The following is a 22,216-nucleotide window of genomic DNA, read 5'->3' on the forward strand; positions in this document are numbered from 1 at the left end:
CTTGCTCTCTTTATTTCGTTCTAGCGAGCGATGAGCGATTATCAATGCCGATCTTTCCGGGATTTTTTCCCGATCAAGTAACGAGCGTCACATGTCCATTCAGTTGCGCCTCAATCTCGCTATCGGCCTTTTGTCGGGGCTCGGCCTCGCATGCATGATTGCTTTCATTCTCATCGACGCAAAACCTCGCATGGACGTCGAAAATGCGAGCACGATGCTGCTGACCGAAACATTGATACATTCGTCTCTGCTCCCCCTCAAAGATTCGAACGACCCACGAGCGGCGTTGCTACGGCTTGTTGGAGAACTAAAGAACCTTCGTCACGCGTCGGTGTCTCTGGCCTCGCAAAAGGGTACTGGGGATGACAGCGATCATGATGATATCGAACAGACATGGCTATCTCGATGGAGGGACTTGCGTCTCGTCCCTTTGAAAATGCCAGTCGAAGTCCGCGGCGAGCTGATTGACACCATTGTCATCACGCCCAAGCCCAGCGATGAATTCGGCGAGCTTCTCGAAGCAATTTTTCAGATCTTCCAATGGGGCGTGATCATCTCCGCGGTGACGCTTGCATTGACGTATTTTATCATCAATCGCTCGCTCAGTCCGGTACGCGCTCTCCGCGATGCGATGCGCCGCATGGCTGCAGGAGAGTTTGATCTTCGCGTTCCTGAGAGGGGCCCCCCCGAGATCAAGAGTATATGCGGTAGCCTCAATGCACTGGCGGCTGCATTGCAGAAAGCGCGGCAGGACAACCAACGTCTCACCGGCAATATGATCCTCATACAGGATCAGGAGCGGCGCGACATCGCGCGCGAGCTTCACGATGAGCTCGGCCCTTACCTGTTTTCGATCCGGACGGACGGTACGCTCGTCGCCCGCGAGCTCGAAAAATCCGGGCCTGATATTGGCCGAGTCCGGGGTCTTAATGGACAGATCCTGAGCCACGTTGATTTGTTGCAGCAGACGAACCGCAGAGTTCTCGAAAGATTGACTCCACCGGGGCTCTCAGAGCTTGGTTTGAGTGGCGCTCTGCGCGCGATGGTCGAGATGTGGCGCAGAAACAATAGCGCGGTCAACATCGAGTTCTCTATCGACGGTTCAGTCGATACGCTCGACGAGACAACGAAATTGACGGTCTACCGAATCGTCCAGGAAGGCTTAACGAACGCCTTTCGTCATTCAGGTGGGTCGTTGATCGCGGTCAACGTTTCTTTGCAGCGTGACACCGCGCCCGGTGTGAACGGCAAGCCGATGCAAGACATGGTCAACGTTAGCGTGCGTGATAACGGCCGAGGTCGCAAAGATTCGTCGTCAGATGGATTCGGGCTCAAGGCCATGCGCGAACGCGTGAGCGCCCTCGCGGGTTCGCTATCGATCTCTTTGCCGTCTGGAGGGGGCACCGACCTGAGGGTTTCGCTGCCTGGAGCGTTCCGATCCGGATGACGAGCCCGGCATTTATTTTGTCAATCGCTGAGAACACATTTTGCCTTCAAAGGACCGGCGCGTCAGATGCGCGCCGGCCAAGTTACTCGCAGACCCTTAGCTGTCTTTCTTGGAGGAAGCGCTACGGCAGCGAGAAGACAGTCATAGACCCGCCAAGGTTCGTGTACTCCGAGAGGCCGGCGTAACCACCGACGGCACCGAGACCATCGGTCGGGTTCGTCAAGCCAGCAGCAAGACCGATGCCGGCCCAACCACCAACGCCCGAGAACACTGCAACGTACTGCTTACCATCGTGGGTGTAAGTCATAGCGTTGCCGATGATGCCCGACGGCGTCTTGAACTTGAAGAGTTCCTTGCCATCCTTCTGGTCGACGGCTTTGAAGTAGCCCTCGAGCGTGCCGTAGAAGGCAACGCCGCCAGCGGTGGTCAGAGCGCCCGACCATACCGAGAACTGCTCGGGCTTCGACCATACGATCTTGCCCTTTGCGCCATCCCAGGCGATGAAGTTACCCATACGCTTCGGTTCATCAGGACCCGGGAACATGGAGAGCGTGGCGCCAACGTAAGGCTGACCAGCCGTGTACGAAACCTTAAACGGCTCGTAGTCCATGCACACATGGTTCGTCGGAACGTAGAACAGGCCAGTCAGCTCTGAATAGGAAGCCGGCTGCTGATCTTTTGAACCGAGCGCCGCTGGGCAAATGCCCTTCGTATTCTCGTCCTGGCCCTGGCCGTTCTTGAACGTCGAGTACTTCTCAACACGGATCGGACGACCGTAGTCCTTGCTGGCCTTGTCCATGTCGATGCCGGTAGCCCAGTTGACCGCCGGATCAAACTTCTCGGCAACGAGAAGATCGCCCGTTCCCCGGTCGAACGTATAGGCAAAACCGTTGCGGTTGAACTGCGTCGCCGTCTTGTGCTTCGTGCCACCGAAGTCGAGTTCGGCCAAAATTGGCTCGTTGACGCCGTCATAGTCCCACTCGTCGAACGGCGTGAACTGATAGGCCCACTTGGCCATACCGGTGTCGACGTCACGAGCGAACATGGTCATCGACCACTTCTGATCGATCGGCTTGCCGTTCGGTCCCGCGCGCTGGACGGGGTTCCAGGTGGAGGGGTTGGCGGTTCCGTAGTAGATCAGGTTGAGTTCAGGATCGAAGGCCATGTAGCCCCAGACCGAACCGCCGCCGATCTTCCACTGATCACCGTTCCAAGTCTTGAGCGAGGAGTCCTTGCCGATCGGCTTGCCGAGCGACATGGTCTTCTCTGGATCGACCAGCATTTCCGCATCCGGGCCCATCGAGTAAGCGCGCCAAACCTTCTTGCCGCTGTTGATATCGTAGGCGGTGACTGAACCGCGAACGCCAAATTCGGCGCCCGAGATGCCGATGATCACCTTATCTTTTGTGATGAGCGGAGAGCCGGTGCCGGTCTCACCATGTTTTGGATCACCATTGACGACCTTCCACATCTCCTTACCCGTCTTCGCGTCAAGAGCGACGAGAGCGGTGTCAGCCTGGTGCAGGAAAATCTTGCCATCCGCATACTGCACGCCACGGTTGACAGTGTCGCAGCACATCACGGGGATGACTGAAGGATCTTGCTTCGGCGTATACTTCCAGACGATTTTCTGGTCGTCAGCAAGATTCAGCGCGATGACGTCATTCGGGAAAGGTGTCGTGAGATACATCATGTCGCCGATCACGAGCGGCCCGCCTTCGTGACCACGAAGAACGCCCGTGGAGAACGTCCAAGCCACTTTTAACTGACCGACGTTTTCGGTGTTGATTTGGTCAAGTTTCGAATAGCGGGTACCAGCATAGTCACCGGACTGGATGCACCACTGGTTTGGATCTGCGGAGCACTTTATTACGCTCTCGTTCGCGCATGCAGGCGCCGAGAACGCGGCAGTTGCGAGCAAACCGCACGCCAACGCACTTTTTCGCATTTGCTTCCTCCACTTGTTGACGCCTCATACACGGCATCGGTTCAGCCTACTTCGCTGGGAGAATGGAAGAGTTTGAGGGGAGTTGGATTGCGAACGTGGAAAGCACATCGGCTCCACTCACTCTAATTTCATTCCTCAACTTCTGAGATGATGAAAGAGGTCTAAGCTCGCGGTGGAAACCATTTCGTATGCCCACAGCCGCTGCTTGGAGCAATCATCATCGCAGAGGACCACCAGTCATCGAGGTCTTTTACGGGAGATCCCGCTGCGGTGAAGAAAGTATTCCCGCCTTCGGAACAGTCAAATTACGCTTCGTCGCCAATTGACCTAAGACCAATTCAAGTTCTCCTCTTTATCGCGCCTTTTTTCGCGCTTCGCGTACTGTGGATTGCGCAAGAACCAGGAGGGCTTCAGTGACAAGTCGGCTAATCGCCGGGATAGCGCTTTCAAATCTGAGAAGTTAATGTCTCGTGTGAAAAAGCGCCGAGCGCGTATGCACGTGGGCCCGCCGCTACCAAATTTACAGACTGTTCAAGCGCAGCGGCAAACAAGCATCTTGCCTCCCGCGCTCACGTCGCCGGAGGGCATGCGGTCACCAATGATGCCTTCATGTGTCGTGCCGTTCAGCCGTAAGTGAAGTCCGGCTTTCTTTGTCCGACTTCTATAATATAGCCATCGGGATCTCGAATGTAGCAGCGCGTCTCGCCGTACTTTTCCTTTGGCTCTGTGATGAACTCGGCGCCTCGACTCTTCCAAAGTTCAAAGCATGCTTGAATATCCGCAACGCGGATATTCATGAAGCTGCTGACCGAATCGGGGTCGGCGGGGACGCTGAGCGTCACAGATGGTTTGTCGGGTGTCGGACCACCCCCGACGTTGACAAGGAGCCACGTGTTCGCGATCTGGATGTAGCCTGGCGCGCCGCTGCTATCGCCTCTGCTCAGAATACGACCTCCGAAGACCGTTTCGTAAAATCGAGCCGATCGTTCGATGTCGGCAACAGTGAGAAAGTGTGCAACGGTAAACCCATCCTCCGGCGGCATCTGATAGCTCTGCTGGTCGACTTGAACCCCGCTCATATGCACCTCCATACACGCTTGAGACACTACGCTACGTGATGCTGCATCGTCGGCCTAACAGCCACGCAGGTTATGGGCGGCGATACTGCGCAATACATCGATCGAATATTTTACGCGCCACTCATGTACATCAGCAGCCAATAATGCTGACATTTTTATAAAAGCCCTCAATGCTGGCGACTTCCTCTGCACCTGTTATGGTCCAATAACGGTGTTCAATCGGCGCAGTTCCCAGCGTTAGTAAGCGTTTGCCGGAGGCCGACAGGATGCCGACTGGCGCAAACGTAGCTGTCGATTGCAGTGGAGACCAAAGTTTCCCATGCGAATTTTCTGTTGGAAGGAGCGTAAGACGCGCACCGGGGACTTTGGTCCCTCTCGAACGGAATGCTTCGCCCTATTCTAATTTCCTGATGTCCTCGTGGACTTCGAGGAATGCATCGATATGTTCAGCGGCCGGTTGCGGCTACGTCAAATCAATGGAGGGAGAAGCCGATGGCAAATTCCAAGCGCGCGATCGCCACATTCGTGTTGGCGCTGACTGCCGGAGGGACGATCGCTCAGGCACATGCGGTGCTGGATCATGCGAGCCCGGACGCGGGAAGCACGGTCAGTGAGTCGCCCGAAACTGTAACCTTGTATTTTACGGAATCTCTCGAGCCGAAATTCAGCGGAGCCGAAGTACTGAATTCGAATGGAGATAGAGTGGATGGAGGCAGCAGCGCGTCGGGAAATACGATGCAGGCCAGCGTTAAAAGTCTTTCGCCCGGATCTTACACAGTAAAGTGGCATGCGCTTTCGGTCGATACTCACAAGTCTCAGGGCAGCTTCAGTTTCCGCGTCGGTCAATAAAAGGAATGCTCAACGACGTGGCTGACCCGCTGGTGCTTTCACGAGTGTTGCACTACTCGGCCACTATTCTCGCGACCGGTGTCTTGTCTTTTCGCGGTTTGGTTGCGGGCTCCCTGAGATTTAAAGCAGCTCCGCCGCAATAGCTTGATCGAAACGTGTTTCGGTCTTTCGATCATATGCATCGTGGCTGTATTAGGAACGATGCCGCCTGCGGCGCTTGAACAGGCTGCGAAGTAGAATTAGCGCTTGGCCCATTTGTCCGCATTCTGAGCAAATCAGTTCGCTCTGATTGTCCACGCGAAACGATTTGCTCTATTCCGGTTCTATGTTTGTTGACGGAGGCTGTGCGGCTGCCTTGAGCGAATTCGGCTCTATTCGAATGTCTTAGTCCACGGGTAAGCATGCTAGTAAAGTAGAATTGGCAGTATACTGTATAGCGCCTTAAGGTTGCTGTAGGCGAAAGGCGGCGTAGGCGGCACATCGCCCTTTTCGACCCACGGGAACGATCCATGACGGTGCTACCGGTTGATCTCGCGAGGCACGCGCACAGGCCGGAGCTTGGGCTGCCGGTAGAAATTCTCTCGATTGCTTCCGCCAATCCCACTTACAAAGTCAGTCAGAAGGATGCGCTCGCAAACGCGGCGACGATCTACCCGCAGTTTGCTAGCCTGCACGGACTTTTTGCCAATACGGGCATCGATTATCGCTACACGTGCCAGTCGACCGACTGGTATCGGCGGGCGCATACCTGGGAAGAGCGTACTGAAGTTTTCCAAGAGCATGCGTTGAAATTGCTCGAGAAGGTGGCGCTAGACGCTGTTGCTCGCGCGGGATTATCGCTCGGCGATATCGATGCCTTTGTCACCAATACGATCACCGGTCTCGCTATTCCAAGCCTCGACGCGCTGCTTATGGACCGCCTGCCTTTTTCGCCGAATGTCGAGAGGTTGCCGATTTTCGGTCTTGGCTGCGGCGGTGGCGTTGCGGGACTCGCGCGCGCGGCGCGCTTCGCCCAAGGCCGGCCGGGCCGGAATGTCCTCTTCATCACCGTTGATCTCTGCAGCCTATGCGCGCGCCCGAACGACCCGAGCATGGCGATGTTCGTTGCGGCGGCGTTATTCGGGGACGGCGCCGCCGGCGTCGTGCTCAGGACATCTCCGAACGGTGCTAGTGAAGGCGGTAATGGCGAAAAGCCCGTCGTGCTGACCTTCGGTGAGCACACTTGGCGAAACACGCGACATATCATGGGTTGGGATGTCAAAGGCGACGGCTTTGGCGTTGTGCTCAGCCCGGAACTTCCAACATTGATGCGTAACAATCTCGGTCAGGTGGTGAAGGAATTTATCGGCAGGCGTGGCATGTCGCTCCGCGATTTCAAGGGATTTCTTTTTCATCCGGGCGGACGCAAAGTGCTCGAGACTGCGGAAGATGTTCTCGGCATCGACAGGTCACGGCTGGCGCATTCGTGGGATGTGCTGCGCGACTTCGGGAACATGTCGTCCGCGACAGCGCTGTTCATCCTCGAGAGAGCGATGGCATCGGGAGACAAAGGACGGCATCTGTTGGCGGCGTTCGGGCCCGGCTTTTCAGCCTATTTCGTCGTGCTCGATCTCTAGTTCCGCGCTTTAGGCGACGCTATCAAGCCGTCGAGGCCGCGCAGCCGCGTCGCGGAGACGAGCGTCGTCACCATGCCCGGGAAGAGGCGCGCGCCGGCAATTCCAACGCGTCGAAGCAGTGCGCCGGCAATGACCCGATCAAGCGCTGCAGTGCGGCTAAACTGCGGCTTGAAGTTCGCGAGCATGCGGGCCTGGAAGTCAGTCGCGCTCTCGCATCTCAGAACAGCCTGAGCTGCTGCAATCCCCGATGCCAAAGCGAGCGCCGTGCCGTCGCCCGAGAATGACGGGATGACGGCCAACTGGTCGCCGACCGGATAGATGGCCGGTGCAATCGTCGCCGAACGCATGAACCCATAGGGGAGACCGGAGACGGCGAGCGGCTTTTCCCAAGCGGGAGTCGCGCCATTTGTGAGCTCGGCAAATATGCGCGACTGCACCGCGAAATAGGCCGACTGATCCGCCCAGCTTGTGCCAACGAATTGAAGAACATCCGAATCGATGTTCCACGCAATCGAAAGCGTTTGATCCTCGACCATGCATAGGCCGAGGTAGCCGCCGGCGAACGCGATCAAATGGACGACCCCAGTCAGCGCGGTGCGCGCCGCTTCCGCGGGGCGCAGGTGCATTTTGAAGCCGACCATCGGTCCATCGGGCCGCGGCAGGCCGCGAATGTTGTGTTTGCCGCTCGCCAATGCCGCTTCTCGGCATTCGAAATTCCCACGCGCCGTCCGAACGCGGACGCGGCCGCCGATATCTTCTATTCCCCCAACCCACGTGCCGCGAAAAATCTTCGCACCGGCGCGTTCTGCCGCCTTCGTCACCGCTTCATCGAGAAGGAAGCGCGAAACGCCAGCCGCCTTGAAGGGAAGCCGGGCGCTCGCCTGGTTCGATCCATTTGCGAGACATAGCGTATCGATTGAACTGCCGCCGAGGGCATGAACGTCAACGCCGACGTAGTGCAACAGGGCCTGTGCCTTGTCGCTCAAGAATTCGCCGCAGACCTTGTGATGCGGGCCGCCGCTGCGTTCGAAGATCATCACGCTCGCGCCGTGACGCGCGAGTTCCAGCGCGAAAGCGGAGCCTGCAAGGCCGCCGCCGACGGCTATGGCGTCAGCCGTCGCGTCGCCGAGTGCTGCTTCGTCAGGCGAGGGGCCGATGTTGTTCAAGGCTTTGCTCGGAAAGCGCGCGCCTGGCGAAAAGTGCTTTGTCCTCGAGTTCGATCTTGTAGGCGAGAACCGCAGTCCACACCGCGCACATGATGATCCCGAGCGCTAATGCGCCGAAGACAGCCGGCAATAGAAACGTCTCGGCAATCGTGACCGCATAATTGGGATGGCGGAAATACCGGTAGGGCCCACTCTGGGCGATGGGCGCGTCTTTCAGCGTAAAAATGCGGTGCGTCCAGAATCGCCCGAGGGAGGCAATGACCCAGTAGCGGATGCCTTGCAACAGGATATAGGCGGCTGCCAAAATAGAGGATACCGGTGCGCTCGCGGGTATCAGGAAAAAGAGACTTGCGATCCATGCCAGATGCGTCGTGGCAACGACGGGGTAATAGGATCGGCCGGCTTCTTCGGCACCCGCGGCGATCAATGCCCGGGTATTGCGTGCCGAGTAGAGTTCCTCGGCTCCTCTTTGACAGAGTACGAGCAGAGCAACTATCTGCGGCAGACCGATGCTATCTGAAATCATGGACTAGCCGCTCATACTCGGAAATGAATCCAACCATTTTACAAATGAATGGCGGCAATTCCAATTGGAAGTATTTCGATTGGTTGATCGATCCGTGATCGAACCGTTTAATTTGTTCAGCGTTTGATCACTCATTCGACCATGGGGGCCGGATTCTTCTGCAGCCATGCCCTGACGGCATGCGGGACGCCTTGTTCGCACGTTGGGAAATTGAACGAAAAGCCAGTGGACTTCAGCCGATTGTTCGAAAGGCGGCTTTCATACGCGAGGCTTTCCGCAATGACCCGGCCAACCAGAAGCTTCAGCAGAATGAATGGCAGCTTGCGCCCATGTCCGGTGACGCCAAGCGCGTTGGCCGCGATCTCGGCCAATCGCTCGCCGGGAACGGGAGCATCATCAACGACGAAGTAGCGGTTTCCTATCTCGCCCTTGCCGGTCAGATGAAGGATGGCGCGTGCACAATCCTCCACGTGGACCGGAGACGTGTACCGGGCGCGACCTCGCAAGCCGTAGACAGGTTTGCCATCGCGGAGCGGTTCGAGGACATACTGCGCGAACCAAGAGCCGGGGCCATACACCCAGCCTGGAAACGCAGCCACGATGGGCAGTCCGCGTGCGATGTAGTCGGGCAAGGCTTCGATCGCGGGAGCGAGATAGGGTCCCCATCCTCGCGGGAGAGGCATCGCGTTCTCGTCACAGATTTCCGAGCCGCACTCCCCATAATAGCTCGTACCGGCGACGTATACGATCCGCCGTGTTCTCGCCGGATCGATCGCTGCGAACAGGGCGCGATCCATGTCGAACCGGAGTACGGAATACTGCGTCGCGCGCGCTTTGGTGAGGTGGCCTCCGAAAGTCTGTGGTTGCGCGAGATGGACGACGGAATCGGCATTGCGCAGGGCTTTCCGCCATGCCCCCTCCGAATTCAGCAAGTCGCCGACGATCGCGTTCACTCCCTGCGCGCGAAGCGCCTCGGCGTGGCTTTTCGATCTGGTCACAGCGTCGACTTCGTGGCCCGCGGCCAATGCGGCGCGAAGGAAACAGGTGCCGACAAAGCCGCTTGCGCCTGCGACGAATATTCTTTGGCCCGGCATTAAAGCCAAGGTCGCACCTCGTTGGCTCTACGGAGCGGCTAGTATACCAAAAAGGGGGCGGCAGAGCAGGCCGAGATTGCGCAATTCGGCTTTGGGGATCATCAAATTGGTTCGATATGCGGGGCCACTCAGTGAAGGAGTCTGAAAAGCAGCGGTGTTGTGCTCGCGGTTGCACCGATTGGGTATCAATGCCGGTTGCCAATCAGATGCGAACATCTCCGCCCGGTTGCCGTCGAACGGAGTCTATCTGCCGCTCACGGAGCGTGATCGTAAAAGTGTTGTTGACGAGGCGACGATTGGCTCGGCGGTGAGTCGGCAAAACATGGACGCATGCGGATCTTTGCGTTAGGACGGTTGAATTGATAGTGTGCGTACATGCTTCGCGAGTTTGAATATTCGATCATCGTTTTTTCATAAACTTCAGAGTGCGCGATTAGCGCGTTCTGTGCGCCTGAAAAATATACTGTCTTTTTATTAGCTCGTGCGGAGACGCATCGTTGCGAAATTTATTCGTAAGGCCAGAGGCGCGAGCCTCGTCACTGAGCATTGTTGTGCTCGCGGTCTCGCGTGCAACTTGGACGGTCCCTTGAAGATTCGATGATGCCATCGCAGCCGGTTGCCGGCTGCCGATCTCAGTTGCGTAACTGAAGTTCTCCTTAGTCAAAGTGCGTCACGCCATTCGGCGAATTTTTCGACGATGCGACATCGCATGTCTTGAAAAGCCATGACGATTTTGGGGATGGGATAATGCCAAAAATCGATGTGATCATGCCGGTAAGAAACGGCGAAAAATATATTTCTGACGCCATTTCCAGCTTAGTTCCCGACGCGGAATTCATAAATAAGCTGATCGTCATCAACGACGGCTCGAACGATCGAACCGCTTCCATACTCTCGGATTTGCGCTGGAATGGGCGGCTCCAGATCATTCACCAGCCGCCGCTCGGTATCGTAAGAGCGCTCAATGGCGGATTGAATGCCGCTGAGACAGCGCTCGTCGCGCGGATGGATGCGGATGATGTTTCGCTCCCCGGCCGATTGAAGACCCAAATCGCGTATCTCGAGCGTTCGCCAAAGGTGGCTGCCGTCGGTTCGCAGGTGCTGATGATCGATGCAGATGGTTTCCCGACCGGGGATACGTCCGCCTTTCCGCTGACCAGCGGGGAGGTGCGGAGGCAGCTCTATGAGAACGGGCGTTGCGTCGTGTCTCATCCCTCGGTCGTCATGAGGAAGGATGCCGTGCTCGCCTGCGGCGCCTACCGCGCGCCTTTCGAGCATGCTGAGGATTTCGATCTCTGGCTCCGATTGTCGGAGCAACATCCCATCGAGAACGTCGCCGACGTGTTCGTGCACCACCGCGTGCACGCGAAGGCGGTTTCGGAGCAGTTTCGATCTCGGCAGTCGTTCTCCCGCGATCTTGCTCTCTATGCTGCTCGGGAGCGGGCGCGCTCGGGCACAGACCCGTGTGATGGACTTTCAGGAATTCCTAATTTCGAGGAACTCATGTCGCGGACGGGCGAGCACGGCTCGATCATGCAGGACCTCGGGACCGCGTATCACGCTATCGATGCGATATTCGAGAAGCGCCGCGCATCGCTGACAGTCGCTGCGGCGCGTGCCATATCGGCGCTCGCGAAAGAGCGGTATCTCGGCCAAAGCCGGCGCAACCGATATGCTCTCTTGAGGAAGGCCGCTTGGACATCGCTTATGGATTTGCATCTTCTGACAGCATTCGAAACCTATTCGGCGTTCGTGCAGTGCCGCGTGGCCGATAGCAAATTTGTTCGGCGTATGCTCGAGAACTCGCGCGCCGGAGAGGCACGCCCACGCCGCGCGTGACGATCGTCAAGTGTTATGCGCGCGTTGACCTCACGGGGCTGCGGTGCTTCGGAAGCACGTCGCTCGTCGGTCAGACTCGCAGCCACCGGCCGCCGACGGCGACGCCGATAACGAGGATCGCGACTGCTGCGAACGCCATGGGCAGGCCGATGGCTTGTGCGATAAAGCCGATGGCTGCAGGGCCCGTAAGGATGCCGACGTAACCGATCATGGTCACGGCCGGAACGGCGATGTGTTCCGGCATCGTCGTCTGACGGCCTATTGCCGTGAAAAAAATCGGCACGACATTCGCGCTGCCGATGCCGACCAGACCGAAGCCGATGATGGCGCCCCAGGCTGATGGAACCAGCGTCACGATAAGCAGGCCGATAGCAGCGCACAGCGGTCCAGCAAGAAGTACAGCTTTGCGTCCGGCTCGTTCGACCACGGCGTCGCCGGTCAATCGGCCAATGGTCATCGTCAGTGCAAAAGCAGCATATCCTGCGCCGCCCATCGATGGATCGACGTTCCGGTTTTCGGTCATGAAGACCGCGCTCCAGTCGAGGACGGCGCCTTCCGCCAGAAACATGACGAAGCAAAGAAGGGCGATGAGCAGCACGACGCCGTGCGGGATCGCGAAGGCAGGGCCGCCGCCTTCGGCGCCATAGGGCAACAGGTAAGGCGCTGCTGGCGCCATGGTGAGGATCGCAACGGCCGAAGCAGTCATCGCCGCCGCGAATGGCGATGCGCCCGAAGAGAGGAGCAGCGTCATCACGCCGACGCCCGCTAGACCTCCGACGCTGAACAAGCCGTGGAAACCGGACATCATTGCGCGGCCGCTTGCCCGCTCGACGATGATTGCCTGGACGTTCATCACGCAATCGAGCGCTCCCGTGCCAGAGCCGAAGATAAAAAGCATCGCGACGAGCAAGGGAACGGACGACGTCAGTGCGAGAACCGGCAGCGACATGACGATGAAAAGTGTGCCGACGAGGAGCACCGGTCGACAGCCGTATCGCTTCGATAATACGCCCGCTAACGGCATTGCGATGACCGAGCCGGCGCCCAGACACAATAGAAGAAGGCCCAAGGCTGCGTCGCTCAGGTCGCTCCGATCTTTCACATAAGGCACGAGTGGCGCCCAGGCGGCGAGGGTGAAACCGGAGACGAAGAATGCAGCTCGTGTCGAAAATTGCTCTTTTCTACCGGGAACGGAAGCGGACATTCGTGCCGTCGTGCCTTGTGTTCGCCGCCACTCTGGGTGCCGGATGAAGTGTCTGAGAATCGCTCGGTCCTTTTAGGTGAACCTCATTTCTTTTTCCTTGCGGCGGGTTAACCCGGGAGTGATGCCGGGCGCGAGAGGTTCACGATTGCGACGCGGGGGCGGCAGGATAACCTACCGATTTGATGTGGCATGGAGGCGTCGCGGTATGCGGTCTCGCCGCAGTGCCTGATCCAGGGCACATGACCGCAAGAGGAAGATCCGAGTCCGTTCGACCGGCCACCAGGCGTTCAACGGGATAGGACTTAACTAGTCGCTCAACGGCTTACCATCGCGATGTCCCGGAGCACGCGCGTCTCGAGCATCACTTCGTCGAGGCGGTACTTCAAGATGTCGCCAATGCTTATAATGCCGACGATGCGCGCACCGTCTTTCACGGGGATGTGCCTGATGCGGCGCTCCGTCATCACTCGGGCCGTGTCCGATATGGCGTCGTCCGGCGCGCAAGTCACGACGCCCTGGGTCATGAGATCGGACACGCGCAATGAGCATATGTTTTCGCCGTACATGGCAACGCCGCGTGAAATATCTCGTTCGGAAATGATACCGTCGAGAGTGTTACCGCCCGAACTCACGACCAGAGCACCCACGTTTTCCTGGACGAGTCGGCGAGCCACGTTGCGGACGGTGTCGGCAGGGCGCACCGTCATCACTTCCGTCCCCTTCACCCCCAAAATGTTTGCAACCAACATGGCGCGCCTCCGCGTTTGCACCGGTGTCAATATCGACACCGCAGAGTCCTGAAAGCGATAGTGGGACCTCATCGCGGATGAAGGTCAAGAGTTTGCTACGCTGCAATCCGACAACTTATTTGTGATGGGAAACGCCAATGCAATCGGATCGTCGGCATGCGATCCGATTACATCAGGCGGCAACATACTTTCGATTTTCGGCAATGAATTAATAATGTGCTGCGGATGCGCCGGCGACGGCTTAGCGCTTCGCTTCGTTCTCGATCAGCCGGCGCTTGCGTTCGACCCCCCAACGATAGCCGGATAGCGAGCCGTCATTTCGAACGACGCGGTGACACGGAATGGCTACCGCGAGTTTGTTGGCTGCGCACGCTGCTGCAACGGCGCGTACCGCTTTCGGCATGCCGATGCGATCGGCGATTTCTGAGTATGTCGCCGTTGTTCCAGCAGGTATTTCGCGTAGTGCTTGCCATACTCGATGTTGAAATGCCGTTCCGCGCACGTCGAGCGGAAGGTCGAGGCCTGTGCCGGGTGCTTCGACGAGGCCGATGACTTTGGCCATGACGTCCTCGTATGCGCGATCGCCGCCAATCAGTGTCGCGTTGGGAAAGCGGTCTTGGAGATCGTGAATGAGCGTTTCCGGATCGTCTCCGAGGAGAATTGCCGCAATGCCTCTGTCGCTGCTGGCGACGAGAATTGTGCCCAATGAGCACTCGCCGACGGCAAAGCGCATTTCGGCATTTGTGCCGCCTGAGCGGAATTCAGTCGGTGTCATGCCCAGGACATCGTTGGAGTTGGCGTAGAAGCGGCCGCTGGAGCTGAAACCGGCCTCATGGATTGCTTCGGTTACGGAATTGGTTTTCGAAAGCGTTGTGCGCAGCCGTTTCTGGCGGCAAGCGACGGCGTAGGCCTTGGGCGTGATCCCCGCGATTTCTTTGAACACGCGATGAAAATGGTATTGGCTCAGTTCGACGGCGGCCGCGAGTTCGCCGAGGTTTGGTGGCTGTTCGGCTGCCTCGATCATCCGGCACGCTTCGGCGACCTTGGCCGCGGCGCGATCGTATGGCGACGTTTCGTTGGGCTTGCACCGCTTGCACGCACGAAATCCGGCGGCTTCCGCGTCGCGGCATGTGGTGTGGAACGCCACGTTTTCCCGCCGCGCCAGCCGTGCCGGGCATGACGGCCGGCAATACACACCGGTGCTTGCAACGGAATAGTAGATCTTGCCGTCGAACCCGCGATCCCGGGCTTCAACGGCGTTCCAAAAAATGTCGTCGGTGGCCGTGTATGTTGCGGCCGGCTGTGCGAGCATCCGAACCATGGTTTTCGCTTTTCCTGTGTTCATGGTCTCGCAAGATAGACGGGGCATCCGGCGGCCGCACTCCACTTCTTGCTCTCAAATTAGGAAAGTGGACCGCCGGGTACGAATGTTACCGATATGAGCGATTTGATGCAAACCTGCGAGGCCATCGCGCAAAGTACGGTCTCTTAAGAACTGGGGGCGGAAATTCTCCTCAGGCGCCGTTCGTGCGATCCGCGGGCTCGATATCGAAGAACGCCATGACAACCTCGGTCGATGAGGAAAGATCTGGTAGCGGCTTTACGAACGTCCTTGCCACCGCAAGGCCGGCGTTGTTCTTCGGTTTGCGGTTGTCGACGGCCGTTTGCTTGGCGCTATTCACGGCATTCTATCTCCAGCTCGATACGCCTTACTGGGCCGGGACTTCGGCCGCGATCGTTTGTCAGCCGATCGTCGGGTCGTCGCTGTTCAAAGGCGTGTTTCGGTTGGTCGGAACGTTCGTCGGTGCGGTTGCTGCGGTAGTGCTCACGGCGATATTTCCGCAGGACCGCTTCGGATTCCTGTTTGGAATGCTCGTCTGGGCCGCGGCATGCTCTTTCGTTTCGACATTGTTGAAGAACTTTGCATCCTATGGAGCGTTGCTGGCGGGCTATACGCTGATCATTATCTCCAACAATTCCATTCCGGATCCCGACCAGATCTTCTTCATCGCCGTCAATCGCGCTTCTGAGATCAGCATAGGAATCATCTGCGCAACGTTGGTAATCGCGCTGACAGACGTCGGCAACTCGCCTCAGCGACTGCGAATGCTGTTATCGGAGCTCATCGAAGAGATTGCTCAGCATTTCGAGGGCATACTCGCCGACCCATGGAACGCCACGGCTCCTGAGACGAGACGCATTCTCGTAAAGCGAATATCGGCTCTCGTCCCGGTCGTTGATCAGGCGGCAGGCGAGTCGGCGGAAATCATGCAGAGAAGAACCATACTCCGGGTCGCCCTGGATGGCCTTTATACGGCAATTTCCGGCGCTCGCGTCGTGGAAACGCATCTGCGCGCGCTTTCTCAGGCCGACGCGCATCGCGTTGCGGCGGCGATCTCGGACACGCTTCCTCCTGAGTGGAGTCGCGGGCAGGCGCGCGATTGCGATGCCGAGGCGCTGTTAGTGCGCAAATTCATGGCTATCAAAACCGACGATGTATCGTTGCGGCTTGCCGCAGACGCGAGTGCAGAAGTTGCGTCCGGTCTCGAATCTGCAGCTAACGGGCTCGCGCTCTTATGCGATCCCGCGCGTGCGCGGGATGTTCTCCGCATTCCGAGCATCGTCGTAGCCGATTATCTTCCGGCACTCGTCAATGCCGTGCGCGTCTTCATAGGCGTTGGAGCGGTGGTGATCTATTGGATCATCTCTCAATGGCCGGATGGCCTTTTCGCCGTGACGTTCGCAGCGGTGACGATCATGCTGTACGCGCCAATGCTGGACGGGTCTGCCAAAGGTGCGTTGGCGCTGGTATTCGGCGCGGTGGTCACGGCTGTGGTCGCCGGTGTATTCAAGTTCACGGCGCTGATCAATCATGAGACGTTCCTTGCGTTCTCTCTCATCTTATCGATCTTGCTCGTGCCGATAGGTGCGTTGTCGACCGTGCCGCTTTTGGCTCCCTTTTTTATCCCGGCGACCGTCGTTATCGTGCCGCTCCTTGCGCCGACGAATGTGATGATCTTCGATCCGCAAGCCTATCTGAATTCGGCGTTCGGCCTGCTGGCCGGCAGCGCGGCGGGTGCCTTTACCCTCGTGCTCATACCCCAGATACCTCCGAGTCTCCGAGGCCAGCGTCTGGTCGACCTATCCATTCGGGACCTTCGCCGTCTGGCTGCAGGACGGCGACGCTGGACGTTCAGCCAGTGGCAGGGACGCATGTATTCGCGGTTGGCGGCGCTACCTCCAGACTGCGAGCCGGTTCAGCGTTCGCGATTGGCGGCTACACTGACGGTCGGCGTGCAGGTCATTCGATTGCGGCACTTGGCGATTGATAGCCGGATCGGCGCGGAAATTTCAGACATTCTCGCCGCATTAGCCGCCGGAGATTTACCGAGGCTTCAGTATAGATTGGCAGAGCTTGACAAGGAGATCGCGTCGATCCCCGATACGCAACCCGGTGCCCGCGGGCGGATGCGGGCGCGGGCGATGCTGCTCGCCATATCGGAGGCCGTAGAGCGTCAGGGCGATTATTTCGGAAGCCGGCCGTCATGAGATTCGTCGAAATCAATATCGAGGGCGTTCTTATCTCGCCGTTTGTGCCGCTGATGGTGCTGGCCTTCGCGATTACGATGGGATTGCGCATAATCGCGGTAGAGTCCGGATGGATGCGACACGTCTGGCATCCGGCTCTCTTCGAATTTTCGGTATTTCTCATCGTCCTGACGGCCACCGTCCTGATCTTTGGAAACCTTAGAATCTATAACTAGGTTCGGCATCATGCCGGAGATCGCATCAACCACTCGGAAGTTGCCACCGGCCAAGCCAGCGGGCCGTGAGACGACAACTGTCTATGACCCGCCGTCGATAAAGAGGCGGCTTCGTGTCCTGCCGATACTTGCGACGCTCTCCATCGCTGCTGTCGCCGCGGGTGCCGTGTGGATCTTATGGCAGAATTATATGGGGAAGCCGTGGACGCGCGACGGGACAGTGCGTGCCTACGTCGTGACACTGGCGCCTGAGGTTTCGGGGAAAGTCGTTGAGCTTCCGATCAAAGACAATCAATTCGTTCACAAAGGCGATTTGCTGATGAAGATCGATCCACGCGACTACCATGTTGCGGTGGACCTCGCCAAGGCGGCCATCAAGCGGGCTGAGGCCGATTTGGCAAACAAGACTGCGCAAGAAAAGCGTCGGAATGCTCTCACTGATCTGGCTACCTCGATCGAAGAGAAGCAAACGTTTACGTCGTCAGCCGAAATGGCGGAAGCCACGCTCGCTCAGCAGAATGCAAACCTGGTGCAGGCAAGTAACAACCTTGAGCGGACCGAGCTTAGATCGCCCGTGAACGGTTGGATTACGAACTTGCTGATACGGCAAGGCGATTATGCGACCGCGGGACAGCAGGTCATGTCCATCGTCGACGCGGATTCGTTCTGGCTCGACGGCTATTTCGAAGAGACTGCAGTCAATCAAATCCGCGACGGTGATCCCGCGAAGATCTGGCTGCTCGGCTATGACAAGGCCTTATCCGGACGAGTCGACAGCGTTGCTCGCGGTATCGTGGTGTCTAACGCGACGCCAGGTAACAGCGGCCTTGCGAACGTCAATCCGATCTTCACTTGGGTGAGACTGGCGCAACGTGTTCCCGTGCGGATTCATTTTGACGAGATCCCGAAAGACCTGCGCCTTGTCACAGGCATGACAGGGACGATCGAGATCGAACCGAAAGAGGAGCGCGGCACTCGCCGCACACAGCACCCGCTGTTCGACATTCGGCTATTTATTTCAAAATAGAAGGAACTGTGGCCGGTTGCTGCCGTTGTCCGGCAAACTCCGAGGACCAGTTCCATGTCACCATTTTCGCAAAGCATCACCCAGAAGCTGAGAATTGCTTCGAGTAAGGAATTGGCGGAGCGGTATGCCCAACGACGTGCGAGAGAGGTCCAGGATCGGCGGGGGAGGACGGTCACCGTTGTGAATTTTCAACGGAGCCACAGGTCGAACGGTCTTCTCGACGAATAGCCGGTCTTAAGGTCTCTCCTATACCCGGCGCCTCCCGTGATCCCCAACGCGCAGAGCAGGGAGTAAGCCTTTGTTTACTCCGCTACGGCACAGTTGTTCGAAATCTGTTTAGATTTGGAGTCATCTGTGATGCGTTGCTCGCGGTCGTGGGGTTTTGCCGCCCTGGCTATTCTTCTTGCCATGCCGCTATCCGAATCTCTTGCCGAAGACGCCGAAACGGAAAGCGCGTCGGCTGAGGGTTCGCAACTTGCACCGGCCGGACCGGCCGCCGATCCGCAAAATACGACGAACAACCTCAACACTGTTCCCGAGGACGGGATGGGTTCGCCAAACCGTGCGGGGCCGGACAACGCCTTTATACGGAAGTTGGTCGCGTCACGCCCGAACGAGGATCTGGTGATCTGCGTGGCCGGATGCTTCTCCGACCGCGACCGCGTCGTCTATGCGCAGCCTGCCGATAAGCCTGTTCGTATCCCGGTCGCTTCGCAATCATCGGTGTCCGGTCCGATGCAGAATCCCGGGCAGAAGATCGACCGGACCAAGCCCGGCAAGGCTGCTGCGGCAGACACCCGGCTGATGCCGTCGCAAGATCCGCATGTGCCCGCCGTCATCAATCGGGCGGACTGAAACCGGACTAACTGAAGGCGGCCGAACTCACCAATTTCCCTCGATTTGTTCATTTCGTTCAGCTGAATAATTGCGATCATGTAATCCGCGGGGCGCCGACGGATCACGAAGACGTCTCCGTTGTTATCCCCGACGGCCGGCAACATGTTTTGCCTATTCCCGGCCGAAGGAGAACGCCCATGAAGAATTTATCGCGCGGCACGTGGATCGCGCTCGCGGCTGTCGTCGCAGTTCCCGCAACGGTGGCCATTGCCAAGACTGACAACGCCGGTTGGCGGCAGATGACGCCGGACACTCGCGCCCGGCTTCAAGAGGGAAGAGTGGCGATGGTGAAAGCCGCGCTTCAGCTCACGCCCGAACAGGAGAAGCTCTGGGCTCCGGTCGAAACGCAGGTTCGCGAAGGGTTCAAAGCTCGCGAAGCCCGGATGGAAGAGTGGAAGAAGAAGCGCGAAGAGCGCAAGGCCGAGGAAGAGAAGGGTGGCGAGCAAAAGCGTCCCGATCTTGCCGTCCGCTTCCAGAAGATGAGCGAGAGGATGACGGAGCGCGCTGACCGCATGAAGGCGTTCACGGCTGCATTCTCACCGTTCTACGCTTCGCTTTCCGATGAACAGAAAGATGCGCTGCGTCCGCTGCTGAGGCAGCTCATGCCGGGTGGTCATCACGGCCACAGGTTTGCCGGCGGATGGGGGCCTGGCGGCCGTCATGGCGGCTGGTCGGACCACGGCGGCAAAGCCGGCCCGCAGATGCATGACGATGATGACCAGGATCATGGATCCGCTCCTTCCGACAAGAAGGGCTGACGCTCTGTTCGACTAGACTACTCTCCTCCGTTTTCAACTTGGCCGGGCACAAAAAAGCCCGGCCTTTTTTATTGGGCCGGGCTGAAACTTCTTTGATGACCCTGGCGACGCTCTTTTGGAGAGCCGGCCGCCAAGGCTGAAGTCTTTTAGCTTGCAGTCCGATCGCGGTTGCGGTCGTCGTCGCGCCGTTTCATGAACTTAGGCGCCTCCGAACCGCTGCCGCTCTTCCACGACGGACGGGCTTCGCCGCCACCATGATGAGGCTTTCTCGGCCCATGTCCGCCTTCGCGCTTGGCGGGGCCGGCGTCGTCACGATGACGTGCGGCCGGTGCGTGGCCGCGATCGGGGCGTCCTGCTCCGTCGGCATGGCGTGCCGGACGGGAATCCGGACGGTGCTCGCCGCGGCGTTCACCGCCGGCGCGAGGACCGCTTGCACGATGCTCGCCTTGACGATCGCCGAAGGAGCGCGGGCCACGATTGGCGCCGTCCTGATGGGGACGGTCCGAACGCGGTTTGTGCTCGCGGTCAGCGACGCCGAACTTGGCGGCGCCTTCAGCGGCAGGTGCATCGATCGATGCCGCGGGATTGTAGGGTCTGCGTGTAGCGGCCGCGTGCGGACGATCGCCGCGACGGTCAGCACCGCGATCACCGGCGGGGCGATCACCAAAGGGGCGCTCGGAACGCGGCTTGCCGGCCCCAGCCTGATGGTTCGGGCGAGAGCCGCCACCACGATGGCCTGCACCACCGCGACCGCCACGAGGTGCACCCTCACGGCGCGGAGCGTCGTCGTCGCGACGGCGTTCCGGCATCGGCAGAACTTCGCCGCCGATATCGTCGATCACGACGATCGGTTGTTTCATCATCCGCTCGATGGCGCGGATTTCCCCACGTTCTGACGGATCGCACAGCGAAATCGCGATGCCCGTCGTGCCCTTGCGCGCCGTACGGCCGACGCGATGGACGTAGGTTTCGGGATCGAGCGGCATGTCGAAGTTGACGACATGCGTGATGTTCGAAACGTCGATACCGCGGGCGGCGATGTCGGTCGCTACGAGAACGCGGATATGACCCAGCGTGAAGTCGTTCAGCGCGCGCTGACGGGCGTTCTGGGCCTTGTTGCCGTGGAAGGCAGACGAGCTGATGCCCGCCATGCCGAGCCGGTCGGCGACGCGGTCCGCGCCACGCTTCGTGCGCGTGAAGACGATGACGCGCTTGGCGTCTTGGTCGGCGAGGATCGTGTGCAGGCGGCTCTGCTTCTCAGCCGAGCGGACCATCATGACCTTCTGGTCAATACGATCGACGACGATGGTTTTCGACGAGAGATCGACACGATAGGGGTCATGCAGAATATCGTAAGCGAACTTCTTGATCTCGGTCGCCATCGTCGCCGAGAACAGTGCGGTACGGCGCTTCTGCGGGATCAGCGAAACGATCTTGTTGATGTCGCGGATGAAGCCCATGTCGAACATGCGATCGGCTTCGTCGATGACCAGCGTCTGCACGCCGGAAAGATCGCAGCTTCTCATGTTGACGTGATCGAGCAGACGGCCCGGCGTCGCCACGAGGACGTGAACACCGCGCTTCAGCGCGTTGATCTGCGGACCTTTGCTGACGCCGCCAAGAACGACCGCACGGCGGATGTTCATGTTGCGCGAGAGCTTGGCCACTTCCTGGTCGATCTGGATGGCAAGCTCGCGGGTCGGCGCGAGAATTAGGGCAACGACTTGCTTCCAACCCGGTTCAATTGCGTCCGTCGCAATCTTGTTGAGGATCGGAAGAAGGAAAGTTGCGGTTTTACCTGAGCCCGTCTCGGCCATGCCGAGCAGGTCGCGGCCTTCCAGCTGCGGCGGAAGCGCCTGCACCTGAATAGGAGTCGGTGTCGTGTACCCGCACTGCGTCAGGGCACGCGAAAGAGGCTCGGCAAAACCGAATTCCTCGAAAGTCTGTGTTGTCAAAGTGAAAGAGTCCCAAGGGCTTCTAGCCCCGTGCATCCTGTGCCGGGGTTTGTCCCATGGCCCACACCCGGCGCTGTCGGGGTGCGGCCTTGTCTATAAGGATTGATCTCAATGCAGGGTCGAGCGCGGTGATTGAACCGCTTGTAGTGGCACGAGGACCCGAGCGCCATCGAAGAGCAATGGGGGCTGTATCAAGGTGTTTGTATTAAAAGTCAAGCAGTTCCGGTCGCGCGTGCGGCTCTGCCGCGGAAGGTTAGCGCCTGCTTGCAGCCTTCAGGGTCAGGCGCGGGTGCGGTGC

The 22,216-nt window shown here is 58.6% G+C and carries 18 protein-coding genes; 9 read left to right on the forward strand and 9 right to left on the reverse strand.

What is annotated here, in order from left to right; all coding sequences use genetic code 11:
* The first annotated feature begins 91 nt into the window (after positions 1–91).
* A complete protein-coding gene (locus AACL53_RS03465) occupies positions 92–1,447 on the forward strand; it encodes a HAMP domain-containing protein (protein ID WP_339082520.1) in 1,356 nt (451 codons plus the stop codon).
* A gap of 121 nt (positions 1,448–1,568) precedes the next feature.
* On the opposite strand, the gene AACL53_RS03470 is transcribed toward AACL53_RS03465, so the two are convergent.
* Both AACL53_RS03470 and AACL53_RS03475 read right to left on the reverse strand, forming a co-directional pair.
* Positions 1,569–3,395: a methanol/ethanol family PQQ-dependent dehydrogenase gene (locus AACL53_RS03470; protein ID WP_339082522.1), complete on the reverse strand. Its 1,827-nt coding sequence runs from the start codon at positions 3,393–3,395 to the stop codon at positions 1,569–1,571.
* Positions 3,396–4,018: 623 nt separating this feature from the next.
* Positions 4,019–4,474, reverse strand: coding sequence for a VOC family protein (locus AACL53_RS03475; RefSeq protein ID WP_339082524.1), 456 nt, complete (start codon positions 4,472–4,474; stop codon positions 4,019–4,021).
* Positions 4,475–4,966: 492 nt separating this feature from the next.
* Here AACL53_RS03475 and AACL53_RS03480 point away from each other — a divergent pair, with 492 nt between their 5' ends.
* Positions 4,967–5,323 carry a copper resistance protein CopC gene (locus AACL53_RS03480; protein WP_339082526.1) on the forward strand — a complete coding sequence of 119 codons (357 nt, stop codon included), beginning with the start codon at positions 4,967–4,969 and terminating at the stop codon, positions 5,321–5,323.
* Positions 5,324–5,832: 509 nt separating this feature from the next.
* Positions 5,833–6,939: a type III polyketide synthase gene (locus AACL53_RS03485; protein WP_339082528.1), complete on the forward strand. Its 1,107-nt coding sequence runs from the start codon at positions 5,833–5,835 to the stop codon at positions 6,937–6,939.
* On the opposite strand, the gene AACL53_RS03490 is transcribed toward AACL53_RS03485, so the two are convergent.
* The 3 genes from AACL53_RS03490 to AACL53_RS03500 form a co-directional block, all read right to left on the reverse strand.
* Positions 6,936–8,105, reverse strand: a complete 1,170-nt coding sequence (locus AACL53_RS03490) for an NAD(P)/FAD-dependent oxidoreductase (protein WP_339082530.1) — start codon at positions 8,103–8,105, stop codon at positions 6,936–6,938. The genes AACL53_RS03485 and AACL53_RS03490 overlap by 4 nt on opposite strands.
* On the reverse strand, positions 8,080–8,631 hold the full coding sequence (locus AACL53_RS03495; RefSeq protein WP_339082532.1) for an isoprenylcysteine carboxyl methyltransferase family protein: 552 nt from the start codon (positions 8,629–8,631) through the stop codon (positions 8,080–8,082). The genes AACL53_RS03490 and AACL53_RS03495 overlap by 26 nt, the downstream gene beginning before the upstream one ends.
* 131 nt (positions 8,632–8,762) lie before the next feature.
* Positions 8,763–9,725: an NAD-dependent epimerase/dehydratase family protein gene (locus AACL53_RS03500; RefSeq protein ID WP_339086869.1), complete on the reverse strand. Its 963-nt coding sequence runs from the start codon at positions 9,723–9,725 to the stop codon at positions 8,763–8,765.
* Positions 9,726–10,472: 747 nt separating this feature from the next.
* Here AACL53_RS03500 and AACL53_RS03505 point away from each other — a divergent pair.
* Positions 10,473–11,564, forward strand: a complete 1,092-nt coding sequence (locus AACL53_RS03505) for a glycosyltransferase (RefSeq protein ID WP_339082534.1) — start codon at positions 10,473–10,475, stop codon at positions 11,562–11,564.
* 70 nt (positions 11,565–11,634) lie between these two features.
* Here the strand turns inward: AACL53_RS03505 and AACL53_RS03510 are convergent, their stop codons facing one another.
* The 3 genes from AACL53_RS03510 to ada all read right to left on the reverse strand — a co-directional run bounded on the left by AACL53_RS03510 (position 11,635) and on the right by ada (position 14,838).
* On the reverse strand, positions 11,635–12,768 hold the full coding sequence (locus AACL53_RS03510) for an MFS transporter (RefSeq protein ID WP_339082536.1): 1,134 nt from the start codon (positions 12,766–12,768) through the stop codon (positions 11,635–11,637).
* Positions 12,769–13,082: 314 nt separating this feature from the next.
* Complete coding sequence (locus tag AACL53_RS03515; protein WP_339082538.1) at positions 13,083–13,517, reverse strand: CBS domain-containing protein; 435 nt, start codon at positions 13,515–13,517, stop codon at positions 13,083–13,085.
* Between the two features lie 241 nt (positions 13,518–13,758).
* Entirely contained in the window at positions 13,759–14,838 is a 1,080-nt protein-coding gene (gene ada, locus AACL53_RS03520; protein ID WP_339082540.1) for a bifunctional DNA-binding transcriptional regulator/O6-methylguanine-DNA methyltransferase Ada, read from the reverse strand.
* A 239-nt stretch (positions 14,839–15,077) separates the two neighbouring features.
* On the opposite strand from ada, the gene AACL53_RS03525 reads away from it, so the two are divergent.
* The 5 genes from AACL53_RS03525 to AACL53_RS03545 all read left to right on the forward strand — a co-directional run bounded on the left by AACL53_RS03525 (position 15,078) and on the right by AACL53_RS03545 (position 19,963).
* On the forward strand, positions 15,078–17,066 hold the full coding sequence (locus AACL53_RS03525; RefSeq protein ID WP_339082542.1) for an FUSC family protein: 1,989 nt from the start codon (positions 15,078–15,080) through the stop codon (positions 17,064–17,066).
* Positions 17,063–17,281 (forward strand): DUF1656 domain-containing protein, encoded by a 219-nt coding sequence (locus AACL53_RS03530; RefSeq protein WP_339082544.1) that lies wholly within the window; start codon positions 17,063–17,065, stop codon positions 17,279–17,281. The genes AACL53_RS03525 and AACL53_RS03530 overlap by 4 nt, the downstream gene beginning before the upstream one ends.
* Positions 17,282–17,291: 10 nt before the next feature.
* Positions 17,292–18,308, forward strand: coding sequence for an HlyD family secretion protein (locus tag AACL53_RS03535; protein WP_339082546.1), 1,017 nt, complete (start codon positions 17,292–17,294; stop codon positions 18,306–18,308).
* 357 nt (positions 18,309–18,665) lie between these two features.
* Entirely contained in the window at positions 18,666–19,163 is a 498-nt protein-coding gene (locus AACL53_RS03540) for a hypothetical protein (RefSeq protein ID WP_339082548.1), read from the forward strand.
* Positions 19,164–19,342: 179 nt separating this feature from the next.
* The gene (locus tag AACL53_RS03545; RefSeq protein ID WP_339082550.1) at positions 19,343–19,963 is read left to right on the forward strand and encodes a Spy/CpxP family protein refolding chaperone; all 621 of its coding nucleotides are present in this window, start codon (positions 19,343–19,345) and stop codon (positions 19,961–19,963) included.
* A 146-nt stretch (positions 19,964–20,109) separates the two neighbouring features.
* Here the strand turns inward: AACL53_RS03545 and AACL53_RS03550 are convergent, their stop codons facing one another.
* On the reverse strand, positions 20,110–21,918 hold the full coding sequence (locus AACL53_RS03550) for a DEAD/DEAH box helicase (protein WP_339082552.1): 1,809 nt from the start codon (positions 21,916–21,918) through the stop codon (positions 20,110–20,112).
* Positions 21,919–22,216 lie beyond the last annotated feature (298 nt).

It is taken from the genome of Hyphomicrobium sp. ghe19 (assembly GCF_902712875.1).
Classification (GTDB): Bacteria; Pseudomonadota; Alphaproteobacteria; order Rhizobiales; family Hyphomicrobiaceae; genus Hyphomicrobium_B.